The sequence below is a fragment of the Kitasatospora sp. NPDC127067 genome (assembly GCF_042724755.1).
In the GTDB taxonomy this organism is placed as follows: Bacteria; Actinomycetota; Actinomycetes; order Streptomycetales; family Streptomycetaceae; genus Kitasatospora; species Kitasatospora lactacystinica.
In genome coordinates this window covers 1-18735 of the sequence record NZ_JBHXEM010000154.1, presented here as the reverse complement: position 1 = coordinate 18735, position 18735 = coordinate 1, and the positions used below count along the sequence as shown (strand labels likewise).

21 protein-coding genes are annotated in these 18735 nt (G+C 72.5%); 12 read left to right on the top strand and 9 right to left on the bottom strand.

The genetic code is table 11. The features are described 5' to 3' along the window. Positions 1-45: 45 nt before the first annotated feature. The 4 genes from ACFWJ4_RS36475 to ACFWJ4_RS36460 form a co-directional block, all read right to left on the bottom strand. On the bottom strand, positions 46-2190 hold the full coding sequence (locus tag ACFWJ4_RS36475; protein WP_380552297.1) for an NPCBM/NEW2 domain-containing protein: 2145 nt from the start codon (positions 2188-2190) through the stop codon (positions 46-48). A gap of 369 nt (positions 2191-2559) precedes the next feature. Then, positions 2560-2898, bottom strand: coding sequence for a hypothetical protein (locus ACFWJ4_RS36470; RefSeq protein WP_380552294.1), 339 nt, complete (start codon positions 2896-2898; stop codon positions 2560-2562). A 59-nt stretch (positions 2899-2957) separates the two neighbouring features. Continuing rightward, the gene (locus tag ACFWJ4_RS36465; RefSeq protein WP_359907669.1) at positions 2958-3179 is read right to left on the bottom strand and encodes a DUF397 domain-containing protein; all 222 of its coding nucleotides are present in this window, start codon (positions 3177-3179) and stop codon (positions 2958-2960) included. Next, entirely contained in the window at positions 3176-4021 is an 846-nt protein-coding gene (locus ACFWJ4_RS36460; protein ID WP_380552291.1) for a helix-turn-helix domain-containing protein, read from the bottom strand. The genes ACFWJ4_RS36465 and ACFWJ4_RS36460 overlap by 4 nt, the downstream gene beginning before the upstream one ends. 399 nt (positions 4022-4420) lie before the next feature. Between ACFWJ4_RS36460 and ACFWJ4_RS36455 the strand changes: the two genes are divergently transcribed. The 8 genes from ACFWJ4_RS36455 (at position 4421) to ACFWJ4_RS36420 (ending at position 11294) form a co-directional block, all read left to right on the top strand. Further along, positions 4421-4969 (top strand): ATP-binding protein, encoded by a 549-nt coding sequence (locus ACFWJ4_RS36455; RefSeq protein WP_380552288.1) that lies wholly within the window; start codon positions 4421-4423, stop codon positions 4967-4969. Positions 4970-5352: 383 nt separating this feature from the next. Beyond that, positions 5353-6303, top strand: a complete 951-nt coding sequence (locus ACFWJ4_RS36450) for a hypothetical protein (RefSeq protein WP_380552286.1) — start codon at positions 5353-5355, stop codon at positions 6301-6303. Positions 6304-6361: 58 nt separating this feature from the next. Next, positions 6362-7324 carry a hypothetical protein gene (locus tag ACFWJ4_RS36445; protein WP_380552283.1) on the top strand — a complete coding sequence of 321 codons (963 nt, stop codon included), beginning with the start codon at positions 6362-6364 and terminating at the stop codon, positions 7322-7324. Positions 7325-7469: 145 nt separating this feature from the next. Then, positions 7470-7700: a hypothetical protein gene (locus tag ACFWJ4_RS36440; RefSeq protein ID WP_380552280.1), complete on the top strand. Its 231-nt coding sequence runs from the start codon at positions 7470-7472 to the stop codon at positions 7698-7700. Positions 7701-7834: 134 nt separating this feature from the next. Further along, positions 7835-8722, top strand: coding sequence for a hypothetical protein (locus ACFWJ4_RS36435; protein ID WP_380552278.1), 888 nt, complete (start codon positions 7835-7837; stop codon positions 8720-8722). Then, positions 8676-10187: a B12-binding domain-containing radical SAM protein gene (locus ACFWJ4_RS36430; RefSeq protein ID WP_380552275.1), complete on the top strand. Its 1512-nt coding sequence runs from the start codon at positions 8676-8678 to the stop codon at positions 10185-10187. Before ACFWJ4_RS36435 ends, ACFWJ4_RS36430 begins: the two co-directional genes overlap by 47 nt. Then, positions 10184-10810, top strand: a complete 627-nt coding sequence (locus ACFWJ4_RS36425) for a dTMP kinase (RefSeq protein ID WP_380552272.1) — start codon at positions 10184-10186, stop codon at positions 10808-10810. Before ACFWJ4_RS36430 ends, ACFWJ4_RS36425 begins: the two co-directional genes overlap by 4 nt. Before the next feature lie 7 nt (positions 10811-10817). Continuing rightward, positions 10818-11294: an NUDIX domain-containing protein gene (locus ACFWJ4_RS36420; protein ID WP_380552269.1), complete on the top strand. Its 477-nt coding sequence runs from the start codon at positions 10818-10820 to the stop codon at positions 11292-11294. A 269-nt stretch (positions 11295-11563) separates the two neighbouring features. On the opposite strand, the gene ACFWJ4_RS36415 is transcribed toward ACFWJ4_RS36420, so the two are convergent. Then, complete coding sequence (locus ACFWJ4_RS36415; protein ID WP_380552300.1) at positions 11564-12382, bottom strand: serine protease; 819 nt, start codon at positions 12380-12382, stop codon at positions 11564-11566. A 256-nt stretch (positions 12383-12638) separates the two neighbouring features. On the opposite strand from ACFWJ4_RS36415, the gene ACFWJ4_RS36410 reads away from it, so the two are divergent. After that, a complete protein-coding gene (locus ACFWJ4_RS36410; protein ID WP_380552266.1) occupies positions 12639-13091 on the top strand; it encodes a DUF3995 domain-containing protein in 453 nt (150 codons plus the stop codon). A gap of 66 nt (positions 13092-13157) precedes the next feature. Here the strand turns inward: ACFWJ4_RS36410 and ACFWJ4_RS36405 are convergent, their stop codons facing one another. The 3 genes from ACFWJ4_RS36405 to ACFWJ4_RS36395 form a co-directional block, all read right to left on the bottom strand. Further along, positions 13158-13481: a hypothetical protein gene (locus tag ACFWJ4_RS36405; RefSeq protein WP_380552264.1), complete on the bottom strand. Its 324-nt coding sequence runs from the start codon at positions 13479-13481 to the stop codon at positions 13158-13160. Positions 13482-13617: 136 nt separating this feature from the next. Next, a complete protein-coding gene (locus tag ACFWJ4_RS36400; RefSeq protein ID WP_380552261.1) occupies positions 13618-15291 on the bottom strand; it encodes a hypothetical protein in 1674 nt (557 codons plus the stop codon). 448 nt (positions 15292-15739) lie between these two features. Next, positions 15740-16357, bottom strand: a complete 618-nt coding sequence (locus ACFWJ4_RS36395) for a hypothetical protein (RefSeq protein ID WP_380552259.1) — start codon at positions 16355-16357, stop codon at positions 15740-15742. 230 nt (positions 16358-16587) lie between these two features. On the opposite strand from ACFWJ4_RS36395, the gene ACFWJ4_RS36390 reads away from it, so the two are divergent. Continuing rightward, the gene (locus ACFWJ4_RS36390; RefSeq protein ID WP_380552256.1) at positions 16588-16890 is read left to right on the top strand and encodes a hypothetical protein; all 303 of its coding nucleotides are present in this window, start codon (positions 16588-16590) and stop codon (positions 16888-16890) included. Between the two features lie 49 nt (positions 16891-16939). Continuing rightward, a complete protein-coding gene (locus tag ACFWJ4_RS36385; protein WP_380552253.1) occupies positions 16940-17422 on the top strand; it encodes a nuclear transport factor 2 family protein in 483 nt (160 codons plus the stop codon). Positions 17423-17571: 149 nt separating this feature from the next. On the opposite strand, the gene ACFWJ4_RS36380 is transcribed toward ACFWJ4_RS36385, so the two are convergent. Then, a complete protein-coding gene (locus tag ACFWJ4_RS36380; protein WP_380552250.1) occupies positions 17572-18402 on the bottom strand; it encodes a hypothetical protein in 831 nt (276 codons plus the stop codon). Positions 18403-18479: 77 nt separating this feature from the next. Here ACFWJ4_RS36380 and ACFWJ4_RS36375 point away from each other — a divergent pair, with 77 nt between their 5' ends. After that, positions 18480-18635, top strand: a complete 156-nt coding sequence (locus ACFWJ4_RS36375) for a hypothetical protein (protein WP_380552247.1) — start codon at positions 18480-18482, stop codon at positions 18633-18635. The last annotated feature ends 100 nt before the right edge of the window (positions 18636-18735 follow it).

Here is an 18735-nt window from a genome sequence, read left to right as displayed (position 1 = left end):
GGGCCGCCGCCCCCCCCCCCCCCCCGCGCCTGGTGGCGGGTCGGCTCAGGTGCAGGTGAGCACGGGAGCCGCCCAGTCGGCGTGGTCGGAGGTGTTGCCGTCGCCGGCGTCGGTGACCTGGAGGGTGAGCTCGTTGGCGCCGGTGAGCGGGACGCTGAGGTGCACGGCTGCCTTCGTGCCGGTCAGCGTCCCGCTGTCGGCGACCTTGACGCCGTCCGCGAGGATCTGGAACACCACGGAGCCGCGGATTCCCGACTCGGCGTCGACGCCCACGTCGGTGCTCAGGTTGGTGCAGGTGCCGCCGAGGTAGTAGCTGACGGCGGAGGGGGCGTGCACGCCGAGGCCCTTGGCGTAGGTGGTGCCGCCGATGGTGAGGGGGTGCCCGTCGCCGGCGGCCGTCTCGCCGTTGCTCTGGTCGCGCTCGACCGGGCCCCAGCCGTTGCTGGCGCTGGACCAGGCCAGGTCGCTGAGGGCGTGGGCGCCGGTGCTCGGGCCCGTGCCGCAGGCGATGCGGGGGTCCGCCCAGTCGGCGTGGTCGAAGGTGTCGCCGTCGCCGGCGTCGGTGACCAGCAGGCGCAGGTCGCCGCCGCCGGTCAGGTCCGCGCTCAGGCGCAGCGGCCCGTCGGTGCCGCGGCGGACGCCGCTGTCGGCGACCAGGGTCCGGTCGCGGTAGATCCGGAAGACCGCCGAGCCGTTGGTGCCGGACTCGTCGTCGACTCCGACGTCCACGGTGAGGTTCCGGCAGGTGCCGCCGAGGTGGTACCGAATGTCGGAGGCGGCGTGCACGCCGAGGCCCTTGGCGTAGGTGGTGCCGCCGATGGTGAGGGGGTGCCCGTCGCCGGCGGCGGCCTCGCCGTTGCTGTGGTCGCGCTCGACCGGGCCCCAGCCGTTGCTGGCCGAGGTCCAGGCCAGGTCGCCGAGCCGGAGGAGGCCGGTGGGCAGCGGGGTCGGGGTCTGCGGGGTGACCCGGTACATCACGGTGCCGTGGGAGGGCACCGAGGCGCTGATCGCACCACGGGAGGTGGTGGTCTCCTTCGACCAGAGGTCCTTGACGGTGTACGAGTGCGCGCCGCCGATGCCGGCGGCCGCCGCGGTGGTGCTGACGGTCCGCGGGGCGGTGGTCTCGTTGGTCAGCGTGATCGCGCGGCTTCCGTCGGCGAGCGGCTTGCTCATGACGACCAGGCCGTCGGAGTCGGCGATGACGGTTCCCTGGGCGCCGAGCGGGTCCTGGTCGACGGCGATGACGTCGGTGTTCTTCAGGATCGTGAGGGTGGCCGGGCTCGCGGTGCGCAGGTCGCTGCCGATCAGCAGCGGGGCGGACATCTCGGCCCAGAGGCTGAAGTGGGTGCGGTACTCGGTGTCGGTCATGCCGCCGTTGCCGACCTCCAGCATGTCCGGGTCGTTCCAGTGCCCGGGCCCGGCGTACGGCGCGAGCGCCTGGTTGGCGTGCGCGATGGCGATCATGCTGGACCAGGAGTCGGAGATGTCGCCGGTGGTGCGCCAGGAGTTGCCGAGCGGTTCGGCCCAGGTCCAGGGCTGGTTGCTGCCCCACTCGCAAATGCTGTACAGGATCGGGCGGCCGGTGGCCTTCAGGGCCTCACCCATCGCCGTGTAGCGCTGCTTGGCGTCCAGTCCCAGGTTGTTGCAGTTGTCGTACTTGAGGTAGTCGACGCCCCAGGAGGCCCACTGGTTCGCGTCCTGCTGCTCGTGGCCGAGGCCTCCGGGGAAGCCCGGTACGTCGCAGGTCGAGGTGCCGGCGCTGGAGTACAGGCCGAACTTCAGGCCCTTGGAGTGGACGTAGTCGGCGACCGCCTTGATGCCGTTCGGGAAGCGCACCGGATCGGGCACCAGGTTGCCGGCGGCGTCACGGACCGGCAGTGCCCAGCAGTCGTCCAGGTTGACGTAGGTGTAGCCGGCCTCCTTGAGGCCCTGGGAGACGAAGAGGTCGGCGATGCCCTTGACCATCGACTCGTCGAACTCGGCCCGGCAGTGGGTGGAGTTCCAGTTGTTGAAGCCCATCTGCGGGGTGCGGGCCAGGGTGTTCTCCACCGCGGCCGCCGGGGGTGCGGTGGCGACGTCGAGGCCGACGGCGGCCATGGCGGCGAGCGCGCCTCCGCCGGCGAGGAGGGTGAGCGCGGTCGTCGCCGCGGTCAGGGATCGTCGAAGCCTTTGTGGTGCGGCAAGGGGCATGGGGGAGCTCCACTGTGACGGGACGGGAGATTTCCAGGTCGCCGGGGGCCCGAGAGTGGGGCGGAGTGAAGTGCCGCCGGTCGACCGGCTTCTGACGGCAGGTCGGAGGTGCTTCCCGCCCAGGGGGCGAGTATCAACACATACAAACAGAAGCCACCGCAATCGAACGTTCGGGTCACAGGAAAGCCTGCCGTCCGGGCGGGCGTCAAGACCCCGGAGGCGAGGATCTGCTCATGACTGCTCCAAAAGCCACATATTCAATCACAATTGAACACCGACTGTACGGTTGGCCCCGCAACGCGACGTGGTCGCCGCGGGACGAGGTCCGCTCGTCCCGCGGCGACCACGCTCACCAGGGCGAAGGCCCCGTCACACGGCGATCGGTTCGATGCGTCCGGCTTCACGAGGTCCGGCGGCTCCGCCTTGGTAGTAGGACTTCTCGGAGCCCAGCATCCGCTTGGCGTTGAGGACTTCGCCGCGCGAGTGGGTGAGGAAGTACGTACCGAACGCGTCCGCCATCAGCCCGATGCGGCGGCCTGCCTTCGGCCCGGTGAGCGTGATGCCGGAGAACTCGTGCAGTAGCTTCACGAACCTGAAGTCCCGCAGCAGCGTTGGGACGAACACGGGATCGCGCCGGACAAGGAGAGGACCGTTCTGGCCGCAGTTCGCCAACTGCTCGGGCCGGGGCTGTTCGTCGGCTGCGGCCATGGGTGGAACGGCACCATGGTCCGGCGCGGGAAGTGCGCCGGACCATGGTGTCGCACGGGTCAGATGAGATCGAAGTCGAACATGCCGGTTGCTGCGGCAGCGATGAAGGAGCTGTGGGCTGCAGCGCTGAAGGCCAGCGCGGGGCCTGCGGGGTCCTTCGAGTCGCGTACGTATCGGATGTCTCCGCTGGTGGCCATCTCAAGGCAGTCGCCGTTGCCGCCGCTGTGAGTGCTCTTCTTCCACCTGACCGTCAGGGTGGTGGAGTTGGGGACGAATGTCACTTCAGCCTGTCTTTCTGTGCGGTGATGAACTCGAGCGACTGGTCGAGTGACCAGGCCTCGGCGACGATGTCGCGGAACGCTCGGTCGAAGACGGTGACGCGCTCGGGTTCCTCGACCCACTCACTGGTCAGCAGCCCCTCGAGCAGCACGACGTCGAGATTGCCGTTGGGGAAGCCGAGGACGGAGAATGGGCCGTTCATGCCCTGGTGGACACCGGTCTCCGACGGCATCACCTGGATGGTGATGTTGGGAAGCACCGCGAGCTCAAGCAGCTTCTCCAACTGTTCGCGCATCGTCTGAGCGCCCCCGACCAGACTGCGAATCGCTGTCTCGTGGATGACCGCCTGCATCTCCACCGGCTTGGGCTGGGTGAGGATGGCCTGACGTTCCCTTCGGATCCGGACGCGCGCCTCCACGTCCTCCGAAGTCGCCCCGATCGCCAGCCGCGTGTGGACCGCGCGAGCGTAGCCCGCCGTCTGGAACAGGCCCGGGATGAGCTGTACCTGGTAGGTCCGGAACGTGGTGGCGTCTTCCTCAAGGCTGATCTGGTCGGCCAGCCATGGCGACAGGACCTCCCCGTAGTTGAGCCACCATCCGCGCTTCTTCCCATCCCGGGCGACTGCCACAAGCGACTCGACAAGCTGCTCGTCGCACTCGTACATCTGAGCCAGCACCCGGACATCGGCCGGCTTGGCAGCCGACCTGGCCAGCTCTATCCGTGACAACTTCGCGCTGGTGATGCCCGTGGCCTGCTCGACGTCCTCCAGCGTGAGGTGACGCGTCTCTCTGATCGTACGGAGCTGGCGGCCGAGTTGGCGCTGCCGAACCGTGGCTTCCGCCATGGGTACCCCCAATTCTCGCTATCCAGGCCTGGGTGGCCAGTGTGCCCCGTCAGTCGAGTGGGTCGCCAGCAGCTCCCTGTTCGATGGAGCGGCAACTCTCATCACCAAATGAGAATTCACAAATTTCATGGATGGGCTTGCACTGACGCTGGGTCAGCCGCCATGCTCAATGTCACGGACCGCAGGGACTCGCCTTCGGTGAGTGAGCGGCGGCCGTGATGCCCGAGCACGCGTAGAACGACGGCGAGCGAGACACCTTGCCGCGTCGTGCGGTCGGTTGACCGCTTCCCCGAACACCTGCCGAGAGCCTCGACGGGTGGCTCCCAGCGGAGGTATGCCGTGTATGCCGCAAGCAGTGAAGGTTCCACCGACGAGGCCCGGGGGCCGGACACCCGCCTCATGGCCGACATCGAGTTCCCTGCCGAACGGGAGCGGATCGGCGATCTCCGCCGCTGGGCGAAGGCGGTGCTGCCGACGCTCGGCTTGGACAGCTGGCAGCAGGACGCCGTACTGGACGATGTGCAGCTCGTGCTGAGCGAACTCGGCACGAACGCCGTCATGCACGGCTGCGGCGGCGAGCGGCCGGACGTGATGCTGACCGCCTGCCTGCGGTACGACACGGGTGTGCTGCGGGTGTCCGTGACCGACCCGGGGCTCGGCCGCCCCGAGTACCGGTCGGCCACCGACGAGGCGACCTGCGGCCGCGGGCTGATGCTGGTCACGGCGGTCGTGTCCCGGTTCGGCGTCGAAGAGCTCCCCGAGGGTGGCAAGGAAATCTGGGCCGAGATCGGGCTTCCCGAGCAAGTGCGTCCGGCAGCCACCATGGGCGAGCAGGTCGGCCTGCGGGCCGCGGCGCCGCGCACGGACGCGCTCGTGCGGGAGTTCCGGCCTCGGCCCGCCGTGGGCCGGCTGCCCGGGCAGCCGGCGCTCGACCGAATACCGGCGTGACCGGCACCTCGTAGGCCTCCGGTAGCACCTGCTGCCTCACACCCAGGTGCCACCGGACTCCGGAACACCCGCCCCGGGAGCAACACGGCGGCGGGTGGCGGAAGAGCACCGTCCCGCCCGCACGGGGCGCGCACGCTCACCGCGTCCAGGGCCGCTTCCCTCGCTCCCTCCGGGAGGGGGCGGGCCCGGACACCCGCAGGGCCCCGTACGAGGGGTGGGTCCTGCGGTTCCGGGTGGCGCCGTTCCCGCAGACGGTGCCACCCGGTGTGCGGGCCCGGCCTTGGGAGCCCGGCCGGGCCCGCACACACACACCGCGAGGTCGGGGGTCTCCCGGCAGATTCCCCTCCCGTCCATCCGTCCACCCCGTACCCGAGGACTGCGCCATGAGCGTCGGACCGCGCACCAGAACGCTGCTCAAGACCACCACCCCGGCCCGCAGGCTGGACGTCGCCGCCTCCTTCGAGGCTCTGACGCAGGCCTGCGTGGCCACCGCCGACGACGCCGGGCGGGCCGAGCTGGTCAGCGACAGCCCGAACCACCTGTGGTCGCCGCCCGCCTCGCGCGCGCTCGCCATCGTGCACCCGGACCCGGACGAGGCCTGGGCCCTGATCAAGGGCGCACAGTTCCTCCGGGACCACCGGGTCGCCGTCACATCCCCCTGGTACAGGGACGTCCGCGCGTGCGCCGAGGGCCGGGCCGTCACCTTCTGGCCGGACCCGGGGCAGCGGAGCCCCGACACGTCCCTGTCCGCGTGGGTGACGGCCCTCACCCACCGCATCGACCCCGCGTCCGCGCCCTGGCTGCGCGAGCACGACCCGTTCGCCGGGCTGCTGGACGGCCTGGACGACGCCCCGCTGGACGACACCGCCCGCCGCTTCCTGCGCGAACGCGCGGCCCGGCTGCGCGAGGAGTGGGACTACCTCGACTGGCCGACACCGGACAGCGTCGTCCTCGGCGCCCTCGGCATGGCCCCTGTCCACGACGACGGCACCCACGTCGGACTCCTGCTGCGCCGCCCGCTGACGCGCGGCCACAGGGAGTGGGACCTCGTCGCCGCCCGCTGGCGCTCCGAACTGCTCACCGGCCCCCGCGAGGACCACCGCACCTACGCCGACACCTACCTCTCCTACGAACGCGAAGACCAGGCCGTGGACCATCCCTACATCGGCGCCTGGTCCGGCTACCAGGTCGTACGCGATGTCGTTGTCCTCACCGCGGTGATGGACACGGTGCGCCGCGCCCGGCTCGACGCCGGCGCCCGTCGGCAGGCCGCCCACCGCCTCGCGTGCCTGCGTGGCGCGCACCCCGCCCCGTGGAACTGGGGGCCGCGATGACGGCCTCCCGCACGGACGCCCGCCCGCTGCCGAAGGTCCACGAACCCCTGGTCCTGCGGTGCGGCCACCACATCACCGAGGAGATCACCGGGCCCGAGGCTCTGGCGCTGAGCCACCTGGTCACCGACCTGAATGCGATCGAGATCGCGGCCGCCGTCAGCGCCGTGCCCGAACGTCAGGACGCCCTGGGGACAACGACGGGGACGACGGGAACGACGGCCGAGGCGGTGCGCGAGCACCTGAACTCGCTGAAGCGACGGCTGCGGGCACGGACCTGGACGCAGATGGTGGACACGGCCTGCCGGATGAGGCTCCTCCACCCGCCCCGTGCCGTACTGACGACGCCGCTGCCCGCGACGGTCGACCGGCCTGGTACCTGCGCCTGCCCGACGGCACCACCCCCGCCGAGCCCCGGCCCGCCGACCGCCCCACCACCCTCCTCCTGCTCGTCGGCACCCTGGGCCTCGCCCTCTACCGCGACCGGGACGACATCGACCACGACCGGCCGCAGTACCTGCGCTCCCTGGCCCCCGGGCAGACCTGCCTCCTCCACTCCGGTGCCACGACCCGGCTCACGGGGTTCCCCGACAGCGCGCAGCTCATCACGACGCACGCGCTGGTCCCGGGCAGCGCGCCGCTGACCCCGGACGCGTACCGGGCCGCCGCCGTCGACGCCCGCGCGCGCCTCACCGAACCCCGCCCGGCCGGTGCGGCCCGGACCGCCGAAACCCGGCTGGAGGACATCCCCGACCTGCGCGCCGCCGACCTGCCGCGGATCCACGCCCAGTCCGGCGTCCTCCGCCGTCTCGCCGCCGACCGCGTCCGCCTGTCCTACCTGGTCACCACCACCGTCCTCGCCCCGGAACGGTACGAGGCCTCCCGCAACACCCTGCTGCTGGACCGGCTCGTCCTGTCCGCGGCGGACGGCCTCGGGTACGAGATCCGCCTCAACACCAACCCCCGCCCCGGCAACCAACTGCTCCCGACGACCACGCCTACCCGTTCACCGCCCGGGTCCTGACCGGCGGCTACCTCCACACCGTCTTCCTCGTACCGACGGCCGTACCGATGACCGCGCCGACGGCCCGTTCACCTCCCGCGACCTGCGCCCGGCCATCACCACCACCGAACTCCCCGGCAGCGCCTACACCCTCGCGCCCGCACTCGTGCACCGGGCCGTCATGCTGCCCGGCACCACCACCCTCATGCTGCGCGGTCCCTACAGCGCCGCCGCCCACGCCGCCGCCGACCTGATCCCGCCGGTCTCCGCCTGGCCCGCGCCCGTCGACGGCGGGGAACCGGTGCACTCGCGCCGGATGACCGACGCCGAGCACCACGCGCTCTACGGGAGCCTCGCCGCCGCCGGCGTGATCGACCTCCCGCCCGCACAACGCTGACCGGCCCTGGCCCCGCAACCCCGGCACTCCGGCGCTGCGGCACCGGCGGGATCCCGGCCGAACCGGCCCCGGCGGCCGCCCGGAGTTGGCAAGCTGGGGCGACCCGTCGCGGCACCCGAGGCAAGGAGCTCCCCGTGCACACCGTCCTGACGACCGATCACCCAGCCTGGCAGGAGAACACCGCCACCGGTCACCGGCAGCGCCCCCTGCGCACCGCCGACGGCCAGTGGCTGGCCACCCTCACCCCCGACGGCCTCGACCTGGCCTGCGTGGACGGCACGGAGGACACCAAGCCCACCCTTGTCACCACCGACCCGACGTCGCTGCCCGACACCGTCCCGGCCGCCCTCCTCACCGGCCTGCGCGGTCTCGGGCCGAGCGTGCGCGTGGCCAACCCGTGGCTGTGGGACGCGATCACCACCGCGGTCCTGCGCCAGGTCGTCCGCGCCGACCAGGCCCGCCGCCTCTACCGCGGCTGGTGCGCGGCCCACGGCACCGAACTGCCCGCCCCCGCCCCCGGCAACGGCCCCGACAGCGGCCCCGGCCGCGCCCTCCGCACCGCGCCGACGCCCGAGACCGTCCTCACCCTGACCGACGAGCAGTTCGCCGCCGTCGGAACGACGTTCCACCGCACCGCTCTGCGCGCGGCCGCCGGCGCCTACCTGGAGCACCGCACCCGCTGGGAGCAGCTGGAGGCCCCGGCCCTGGCCGCCGAGCTCGTCGGCGTGCCGCGGATCGGGCCCTGGACGGCGGCCGCGGCGGCCGCCGACTTCACCGGCGACTTCTCCGTGTACCCGCACGCCGACCTCGCGGTCCGCACCTGGGCCGCCCGGATCGCCCCCGACCACCCCTGGCCCGCCGCCGACAAACCGAAGAAGACCGAGGCCCTGTTCGGCGCGCACTGGCACCACCTGGCCGGCAACGCACCGCGCCACCTGCACACCCTCACTCTGTCGACACTCACCTGGGGGGCCCATGCCCGCACCGATCAGCTCGGAGGAACAGACCCGCACCACCCATGACCTGGTCGCCGGGGCCGACCCGGACCGCGCCCTCGACTGCCTGTTCGTCAACGCCCCGCTGCGCGACTACGGCCTGCGCCCGCGCGTCAACGACTACACGCTGCCGGTCCTCGGCATGGGCTACATCGCCACCCACGCCGCCGCGCACGGCTTCAACGTCGGGATCCTGGACGCCGAGGCCCACGGACTCGGCATCCGGCGCACCGCCGACCTCGTCAACGCGCTGCGGCCGCGCTGGGCCGCGTTCAACCTCCTCGCCCCGACGTACGAGCTGACGGCGCGGATCGCCGCCGCCCTGGACCCGGAGATCGCGCTGATGGCCGGCGGCCACCACGCCAAGGCCGACCCGCGGCGCGTCCTGGCCGACCCGCGCTTCGCCCGTCTGGAGGCCCTGGTGATCGGCGAGGGCGAGACCCGGGTCACCGCCCTGCTCGGGGACGTCCACCGGCGCCGCGAACTGCCGAAGGTGATGTGGCGCGACCGCCTGCTCGGCACCACCGCCTGCGGCATCCCGCGACGCGGCGACACCACCCGCTGGCTCGCCCCGGACATCGACGCCCTCGCCGTCGACCGCCGCTTCCTCACCCAGGACCCGTACCGGGCCGCCGACGGCCGCATCGAGGCCAACCTGGTGTGCTCGCGCGGCTGCCCCTACGAGTGCGGGTTCTGCGGCGCCGCCGCCTCCATGAACCCCGAGGTCAGCATCCGCACCCGCGCCCCCGAGGACGTCATCGCCGAGATGCACCGGCTCGACGCCGACTTCGGCTGCACGGCCTTCCGCGCGGTGGACGACCTCTTCCTCGGCGCCCGCCGCGTCATCCACCCCGCCCTGGACGCCTTCGCCGCCGAGCGCGTCGGCGAGAGGTACGTGTGGGACGCCACCGGGCGCATCAACGTCCTCGACCGCGAGAGCGACACCGTGCTGGAGCGGCTGCGCGCCAACGGACTGCGCGAGGTCGCGCTGGGCATCGAATCCGGCTCCGCCCGGGTCCTGGAGGCGATGGACAAGCGGATCACCCCCGCGATGACCCTCACCGTCACCCGCCGGCTGCTGGAGAAGGGCATCGGCGTGAAGGGGTACTTCATCCTCGGCTACCCCGGCGAGACCAGGGACGACGCCCTCGCCACCCTCGCCCACATCCGCGCACTCTGGGCCCTGTCCGACCGCCTGCCCGGCACCTTCCGAGCCTCCGCGTTCACCTTCCGCCCCTACCCCGGCTCGCCCGTCTTCGCCGACCTCGTCCGGCAGGGCTGGGACCCCGAGGCCCTGCAGACCTATCGGGACGTCGACCTCACCGGGCACGGCGCCGACGAGGCGATGCGCGGCCGCGACGAGTTCAACTTCGCCACCGGCCAGCAGTTCGGCGACGTCCCCCTCACCCGGCTGTACGACTGGCTCGCCGACATCTCCCGCGAACAGCACCACCGCAACGCCGCCGCGGCCCGCCGGGAGGTGACCGCGTGAACGGCCTGCTGCTCACCGTGGACGGGCCCAGCGGCCTGGGCAAGTCCACCGCCGTCGCCGCCACCGCCCGCGTCCTGCGGGAGGCCGGACACACCGTCCACACCGCCACCGGCCCCTCCGCCACCCCCTACGGCCAGGCCGTGCGCGCGAGCGCCGCGACGATGCGCGGCCGCGCCCTCGCCCTGGCCGTCGCCGCCGACCGCCTCCACCAGCTCGACACCGACGTCCGCCCCCGCCGCGCCGCCGGCACCACCGTGCTGCTGGACCGCTACCTGCCCTCCACCCTCGTCCTCCAGCGCGCCGACGGCGTCGACACCGACTTCCTCCTCACCGTCAACGAGGGCGCGGACGTCCCCGACCTCGCGGTCCTCCTCACCGCCGACCCCGACACCGTGCAGCGCCGCCTCGCCCACCGCGGCACCCGGCACCGCTTCGAACTCGACGCCGCCGCCACCGCCCGCGAGCTGCGGCTCTACCAGGAGGCCATCCCCGTGCTCGAACGGCTCGGCTACCGGCTCCACACCGTGGACACCACCCACCTGACCCCCGAGCAGACCGCACAGGCCATCCTGGAGGCGGTCCCGCCCCCGACGATCAACACCAAAATCCCGTACGGGAGTTAGAGAGAACATGAGCACCAGCAACACCAGCCCCGCCACCGCGGCCGTCCCGCTCCCGGTGGTGGACGTCCACGTCGTCCTGCGCACCCCGGACGGCAAGATCCTGCTGTCCCAGCGCGGCGGCCCCTACGGCTACGGCCAGTGGCACGCCCCCAGCGGCAAGCTCGACCCCGGCGAGAAGCCGGCCCACGGCGCCGCCCGCGAACTGGAGGAGGAGACCGGGATCACCACCGACCCGGCCCGGCTGCGCCTCGCCTACACCGTCCTGCACCACCAGGACCCGGCGACCCTGCGCCTCGGGCTGTTCTACCTCGCCGCCGAGTGGGAGGGGGAGCCGGTCAACCGCGAACCGGAGAAGTGCCTGGACCTGCGCTGGTTCACCGAGGACGGCCTGCCCGACGACCTGATCCCGTACCCCGCCGCCGGCATCCGCGGCGCCCTCACCGACCCCGGCGGCCTGGCCCACCACGGCTGGCCGCCCGCCTGACGGCCCTGGCCCACCCGTGCTCACCCTCTGCTCCTTGCCGCCCCCAGGCACGCCAGGGCGTTCAGAGGGTGAGGCGGGTGGGCCCGTAGGTGGGGCCCTGGCCTGCGGTCACAGTGATGGAACCGGTGCTCCGAAGCGGTGCCCCATGGAATTTCTCTATTGCGCGTTGCCGGACAGTCCGGTCGGTGACAGCCCCGCCGTGCTCTCATGGATCTGGACCGGCTGGACAGTCCTGGTCGTCACTCGCTACGGCGGTTCCCTCCTCCCGTTCAGTTCGTGGCGGTGTTGATCCAGGAGGCGTACGTGACCACGTTCGTGAAGACGGGGGACGAGGGGTTCGGAGCGGCCAAGCCGCAGGCCCCGCCCCACGAGTAGACGCCGATCAGGGCGCCGTTGTGGACCAGCGGGTCCCCGCCGTCCTCCGGACACGTGTCAGTGACCCCGGTCGGGTCGCCGGCGCAGAACATGCCCGAAGTGAGGCGTCCGTTCTTGTACTTCTGGCAGTTCGACTGAGAGAACATCGTCAGCTCGGCAGCCTTCAGCGTGGGGGGAAGCTCGAGGGCAGGGTTTTCGGCTCCCCAGCCGGTGATCTCGGCGACTGTGCCGGCTGCGGGGAGCGCGTTCGCGAGCGGAACCGGCTTGATGCTGCTGCTCGTGGTGAGCGGGGAGGCCAGTTCGAGCAGGGCGAGATTCGCGTCGAAGGTGGCCGGGTTGTAGTTGGGGTGGATCACCACCTGGGTCACCGCGGCGGTGACTCCCCCCGCGTAGTACATGTCCGACCCGGCGCGGACTTCGACGTCGGCCGGAAGGAGGCCGGTGACGCAACTGGCCGAGGTCAGGACCCAGCGCGGCGTGACGAGCGACCCACCGCAGAGTTGCACCGGCCCCAGAACAGCGACCTGGTAGGGATAGGCGGTGGAGCTGGTGACGAGGTGGCCGCCCGAGATGGCCGATGCCGGTACGGCCTGGACCCCCAGCAGGGCCGCCGAGGCAGTCAGCATCGCCGCCGTTCCGGCGACCAGCCTGCGCAGCCCGGCCCGCCCCTTCCTCGTACCCGTGACGCCGTGAACATCCGCCGGTGACCTCATGCGCAGCACCTTCCGTGCATGGCCACCCAACCGTGAGTGACCGCTCTGCGAATGTTGTATCCCCAGGGCTGACGCCACGCCGCAACGAACGCGTATTCGACTGAATCCCCCTGGCCCGCGCCGACTGCGGCCAGGCCCCGGCACGGGGGAGCACCTCCGCACCGGCTGAGTGATCAAGCCCGACGGCGGCCGCCGGGTCGGGTGTTGGCACCCGTACGGTGGGAGAAGCATGAACGGCTGCGGGAGGGGTTCGAACATGGCTGATCCGGTGCGCGTCGTCGGAGGTGCGGTGTCGGCGGCGTTGGCGGCGGTGGGGGCGCTGCACGCCGTGTGGGTGGTGACGCCGTGGCCGTTGCGGACGCCGGAGGAGTTCGCGGACGTCGTGGTGGGGACGGGGGACGGCGTACCGCCGGCCGGGGCGTGCCTGGCGGTGGCGGGGCTGCTGGGGGCGGCGTCGTACCTGGTGGGAGCGGAGGCGCGGGTGCTGCCGCGGGTCGGGCCGCCGGCGGTGCGGCGGGCCGGGGTCCTGGCGGTCGCCGGGGTGCTGCTGGCGCGCGGTGTGGCCGGGCCGGTGGTGTTCGGACGGGTCAGCGAGCGTACGGAGCGGTTCCGGCGGCAGAACCTGCGGTACTACTCGCCGCTGTGCACCGCCCTGGGCGCCGGGGCGGCCGCGGTGGCGTGGCGGGGCTCGTCCGCCACGGAACGCTGAGGAGTCCGCCGTGCGTTGAGCGCGTCCTCGAACACGCCGGCCCGGCAGGGTTCCCGGGTCCTCGGCTCAGACGAAGGCGACGACGAGCAGGACGGCCGCCAGCAGGAGGACGACGGTCAGGGCCGGCGCGCCGGGGCGTCCGCCGGGTTCGGAGGTGACGGCGATCCACGAGACGAGCGGGACCGCCGGAGAGAGGACGATCGCCGACCACGTCACGACACCCATGGGAGCCCCGGCGACCTCGGCTCCGAAAACGGTCGTGAACATCACCGCCGGCCAGGCCGTCGCGGTCAGCACTGCCCAGGCTGCACGCGCGGTCCACCGCTCGACCGGGTCGGCCGCGCGGAAGTTGGTGCGGGTCATCGTCAGGATCCGGGTCAGGTTCGCCACCGGAACGTCCTGTCGAACCACCCCGCCGGGCACCAGGCTCGGAAGTGCACCGCCGAAGGCGGGTCCCGCTCCTGCGCCGCTCCCGTACGGGCGTCGGCCCCGTCTCGTCCGTTCCCGCGCCGCTCTCAGCCCCGAGTCACGGCCGACGGCCCGGGGGCACGGGGGCCGTCCCCGCCGTTGCACCTCCCCCCGTGCCGGGAGTGCGTGCCCTCCGCCGGCTCATCACCTCGTCGGCGATGGCCACGATCCCACCGGGGGCGATCTCCTCCAGGTCGTCGAGGACCGTCGCCCAGCCGCCGAGGAACACGGCCCGGGCGGCCAGCCTGCGGGCGCGGGCGGGCTCCGACCGTTCCACCAGGGCGGCCAGGGCCCGCGCCCGCGCCCGGCCGTGGGGGATCGTGTGGGCCAGGTCCTCGGCCCGCTCCGGCTCACCCTGGCGGGCCAGCGCACCGACGACGTCGGCGAGTGCCTCGCCCCGCCCCCAGCGGTCGGGAATCGCGGGGACGAGAGCCTCGGCCCGGGCTGTGTCGCCGCGCCGGGCCAGCTCGCCGACGACCGCCATCAAGGCCCGGCTCCGCGCCCGGCGGTCGGCCAGGGCATGAGCGAGGGCCTCGGCCCGGTCCGTGTCCCCGGACCGGGCCAGCGCCTCGACGACTCCGGCCTTCCGCGCCGCCCGCAGATCGGGATCGACGATCCGGTCGGCGAGCGCCGTGGCCCGCTCGACCTGCCCGTGCCGGGCCAGCAGCAAGGTCACGGCCTCCCGCAGCGCGAAGCCCTCGAAGCCCTCGAAGCCGGCGTCGGGGCGGAGCAGTTCCTCGGCCCGGTCGGCCAGGGCGAGAGCCACGTCCCGGTCGGCGCTCTCGGCGACGGCCTCCAGCAGCTCGGGCACGATCCTCGCGTCGAAGTGCGGGCTGGGCCGGGCGCGGATCGTGAGGCACAGGACATCGGGGTCGGCGTCACGCTCCCGCGACCCCGCCGCCGCGGCCTCGGCCTCCTCGGCCGCCTTCGCGGCGGCGGCACGGGCCACGCTGCGCAGCACGGCGTCGAGCCGGTCCAGGTCGCCGTTGCGGGCCTCGAAGGCCAGCACCGCGACGAGGAACGCGCGCTGCCCGGTACCCTTGCGGCCCTCGCGGCGGACGAGCTCCTCCACACGGTCGGCGAACACGCCCGCCAGAACATGGTCGCCGGCGGCATACGCGATCTCCATCGCCGTCACGAGCACGCGCCCCGACTCCGCGCCAGCGCCGGCGCCGGCGCACTCGACGGCTCTGGCGGCGTACCCGAGTGCGGCCGGGAGGTCACCGCCGTCCGCCACCGCCTTCGCCAGCCCGGCCCAGGCACGCGGCCAGTTGTGCGGGTAGCGGACCGTCCGCGCCAGGCCGGCGGCACCCTCGTGGTCACCGGCGCGTGCCACCGCCGGGATGCGGGCGACCAGGGCGCTGTCCCGCAGTGCGCGGTCGGTCAGCGACTCGGCGAGCGCCCGCGCACCGTCCAGATCCCCGGCCTCGCCCGCCGTCCGCACCAGGTGGACGAGATCCTCCTCCGGCCCGGACCGACCGGCGCCCGAGCGAACCAGCTCGACCGCCAGGGCAAGGCGACCCGCACGCACCAGCGCCGCCGCCAGGTCCGAATCGCTCCTCCTGCCGCGCTCCTGGTGCGCCGCCAGCCGCAGGACCGTCAACAGGCAGGGGGTGGACCCACTGCGCAGCAGGCCCGGGTCCCTGCTGCCCGGCGGGGCCAGGCCGAGGCGCTGGTCCCCGATCCTCGTCCAGTAGAGCTCTTGGCCCCACTGGGCCAGTCCCTTCAGCATGCACGCCCCCCGCCGAACGACCGCTCCTCCTGCCGCGCGAGGCGGCCGGCACCCGAACCGGACACGATAGTCCGCCCCCCGGCCCTGTTGCTGTGTTCGCGACGGCGCCCGGAGCCCACGTGCCCAGGGCTGTGCGGGGTACGGCGGAAGCGGTGCGTCGGTACCTGCGGGACCGTCGGGCGATCAGCGTGCGGCCCTCGGCGCCCGAACACCTCGTCGGGCACGCCCGGCCGCCCGGACCAGGTCAGGACGGTGCCGTGATGCTCGCGCCGGCGGTGACGGATCCGGGTACGACGGAGGCACCGTCGAGGCCGTCGGACAGGACGTCGGAAAGGTCGTCGGTGAACACGCCGGTGGTGCTGATCCCGCCGGTGTCGGCGACGGCCGTCCCCTGACGGGCTCCCAGGGGGAAGAGACGCCGTGGACGGCGCCCACGAGCGTCGGCGCGTCAACCACGGGGCCGGGCGGGGCGCTTCTTCTTGGTGCGCTCGACCGTCCAACCGACCAGCACCGGAACCAGGAGGACTGCGAGGGCGGTGTCGACCCGGCCCATCCACAGCTGCTCGGCGGCGCTCGGGCGCTTGCCCAGTTGCGGGGCGACCTGGCCGGACGGGTCGGTGGTGACGGTGACGGTCTCGCCGACCTCCTTCGACCCGCCGAAGCTTCCGGTGGCCGTCCCGTTGATCGGCGGACCGTCCAGGGCTTCCAGCGTGTAGACCTGGTAGGAGGTGTCGTCGGCGTTGAACTTCGTGGTCACCTTGGCTATTCGGGAGTGCTGCTCCACACCGCGCTCGCGCAGCGACCGGGCGTCCAGCAGGGCGATGTGGAGGAACAGCATGCCCGTGGCGAGGGCGGCGAGCGCCGCCATCCACGCGGCCGGGTCGTCGCGCCGCACCCACCAGGTGAGGAAGACGGCCCACAGGACCAGGACCACCAGCACCGGGACGGCCACCTGAAGGTGGGTGCGGTGGGCGAAGTCCGCCAGTCTGCGGGTGCCGAAGAACACCGCTCCCCCCAACAGCGCCGCCAGTATCGTGTACCAGGCCGCCCGCCCGACAGTGCGCAACGTCCGCCTCCCCGGCTCTCCGCACGCTCCGGATCCCACGGTACGCGCCCGCACCGTCACCCGAGCCCTTCCCGCCCGGGGAGACCTACGAGCGGACCGGGGCGGCCCGCGCAGCGGCGAGGGCGCGGGCGGGGCCGGGGTGCGACAGGCGAGTGCGGCCGAGTGCACCGGCCGGCCCCGGGTTGTCGCGGTGGCCGGCGGAGCAAGGCGTACGGAAGGAACAAAGCACCATGGACGAACGAATGCCGACGAAGGGCGTCGAAGCCAGGTACCGGAAGGGCCACGGGAAGGCGCCGGTCGTCATCACCACCCTGGAGGGCGTCGATGCGCTCGTCGATGACCTCCTGGACGGGGAGGACGACTGCTGCACCCTGGCCGAGGTGTACTCGGTACCTGTTTTCAAGCCTCCGAGCAGCATTAGCCACGGTTGGGAATCGAACAGGGCTCAGGCCTGGGACAGTGATCCGCTGAGGGTGATGCGGCTGATCGACTGGAGAGGGTGGGGAGCGAAGAGCGCTCTCTGCCAGGGCTGATGCGGAAAACTCGTTGCCCTGGAGCCTGTTAGTGCTGATAGAAAGGGGCATGGACGACAAGATCATTCCCCAGGTCGAGCGGATGCTCGCGGAACGTGCCTGCGAGCGCATCATCGTGGACTTCATCCACCGCCTCGACCTCGGTGACCCGAGCTCGGTGGCCGAGCTGTTCACCTCGGACGGCTTCTGGCACTGGCCGTACGGGGACCGGCGCATCGAGGGACGCGAGGCCCTGCGCTGTTACTTCGCCTCCCGCCCGGCGGACAGGCTGTCACGTCGTCTGATGACAAACATCCTGGTCACGGTGGAGTCCGAGACGACGGCGCGGGCCGTTTCGTACCTGACGACGTACCGGGTCGACGGCTACGCGGGCGGAATCATCGAGCCCAGGCTTCCGGCCAATGTCGGCCACTACGAGGACACCTTCCGCAAGATCGACGGCGCCTGGCTCCTCGCCAGCCGCACCGTCTTCCTCCCCTTCGGCGCCGACACCGAGCGACTCCCCGCCCCGGAGGCATCACACGACTCATGACGCACTATTGCGGCCCGGCGACCGAAGGATCGCCCGGCCGCAGTGATCGGTCAGGGTCAGCCGAAGTCGAGCGCCGGTAGTCCGCCGGCCCTGTTCACGATCTGCTCGTTGGTCCCGCGCTCGCGGGCATTGCGCTCGACGCAGCCCGCCTACGGACGCGTCCGGGTCTCCCGGCGATGTGCGACCGCCGCCCGGATCTCTGCCAGCGCGCGGTCGCGGTCGACCGGCGGCGGCCGGAACCGGCCGCCGGACCGTCGGACGTGTTCCTCCCAGCGGTCCTGCCAGAACTCCACCGTCCAGCCCGGCCATCGCTGCGGCATCTCGTACGCCTCGGCCGACGCCCCGAGCACCCACCAGCCCACCCGGCGCCGAACCGGATCGACATGGACCCCGGCTTCCGCCGGCATACGACACACCGCCTGCTCCGGACCGCCGTCCAGCCGGTCGAGAAGCGAAATCCCCTCCCGGATCGGATGGTCGGCAACGTTCGCCACCACATAGCAGCGGTCCGACCCGACCGTCACCACCGCGACCATCGGCTCGGGGTCGGCCAGGTCCTCCGGATCCGGTTCCAGCAACTCTCCGGCGAGAACACCGTGGCCGCGGTCGCGTACGAACTCAGGATCCAGCCCCAGGTAGCTCCGCAACTCCGCGGGACCGTCGTACGACCACCGCACATCCCAACCCGCCCAGGCCTCTCGCAACAGCTCCAGGGCCGCAGCCCTGTGGCGCATCACGACACTCGCCCCCTCCCAGGCGAACACCAGCAGTACCCTGCGACCGAGGTCGATCAGCGCCGCCCCCTGGCAGTGCACCTCGTCCAGCCACCAGTCGTCGACTCTCAGCCGCTGGACCATCGAGAGCGCTTCCGTCGGTCCGGCCAGCAGGTCGAGGTCGATCCCCACCGCGCCGAACCGGGAGAGATACAGCTCGTACTCGCCGTTCTCGCGGACGACGACAAAGTTCGCGCGGTCAGCCACGTGCCCAGGATGGCCGACACAGGAAGCCCGCCACCACCGATTTCACGCGGCAACGCGGCCGCCTCGGCGCCGACCGGTTGCGGCAGACGCTGGCCGCGCTGCCCCGGCCGAAGGCCGCCGACGACCGGCTCGTCCTGGCCGCGGACGTGAGCAACCGGCTGCGGTCGGACGCCGAGGGCAACGCGGACAGGCCGTTCTGCCACGCCTTCGGCCGGCCCGGGACCAACACCTGATGGTACCGGGCCGGCCCTAATCGTTCGTCGCCGCGCTCGAATGTAGATAAGGGCAGGCCCCGCGAGGCCGGCGTGGTCCAGGCGATAGTACTGAGGACTG

Coding starts and splice junctions, on each gene's coding strand:
- ACFWJ4_RS36455 (WP_380552288.1), top strand. CDS start 4,421: ATGGCCGACATCGAGTTCCCTGCCGAACGGGAGCGGATCGGCGATCTC.
- ACFWJ4_RS36460 (WP_380552291.1), bottom strand. CDS start 4,021: ATGGCGGAAGCCACGGTTCGGCAGCGCCAACTCGGCCGCCAGCTCCGT.
- ACFWJ4_RS36400 (WP_380552261.1), bottom strand. CDS start 15,291: ATGCTGAAGGGACTGGCCCAGTGGGGCCAAGAGCTCTACTGGACGAGG.
- ACFWJ4_RS36430 (WP_380552275.1), top strand. CDS start 8,676: ATGCCCGCACCGATCAGCTCGGAGGAACAGACCCGCACCACCCATGAC.
- ACFWJ4_RS36385 (WP_380552253.1), top strand. CDS start 16,940: ATGGACGACAAGATCATTCCCCAGGTCGAGCGGATGCTCGCGGAACGT.
- ACFWJ4_RS36475 (WP_380552297.1), bottom strand. CDS start 2,190: ATGCCCCTTGCCGCACCACAAAGGCTTCGACGATCCCTGACCGCGGCG.
- ACFWJ4_RS36415 (WP_380552300.1), bottom strand. CDS start 12,382: ATGAGGTCACCGGCGGATGTTCACGGCGTCACGGGTACGAGGAAGGGG.
- ACFWJ4_RS36450 (WP_380552286.1), top strand. CDS start 5,353: ATGAGCGTCGGACCGCGCACCAGAACGCTGCTCAAGACCACCACCCCG.
- ACFWJ4_RS36410 (WP_380552266.1), top strand. CDS start 12,639: ATGGCTGATCCGGTGCGCGTCGTCGGAGGTGCGGTGTCGGCGGCGTTG.
- ACFWJ4_RS36390 (WP_380552256.1), top strand. CDS start 16,588: ATGGACGAACGAATGCCGACGAAGGGCGTCGAAGCCAGGTACCGGAAG.
- ACFWJ4_RS36420 (WP_380552269.1), top strand. CDS start 10,818: ATGAGCACCAGCAACACCAGCCCCGCCACCGCGGCCGTCCCGCTCCCG.
- ACFWJ4_RS36470 (WP_380552294.1), bottom strand. CDS start 2,898: ATGGCCGCAGCCGACGAACAGCCCCGGCCCGAGCAGTTGGCGAACTGC.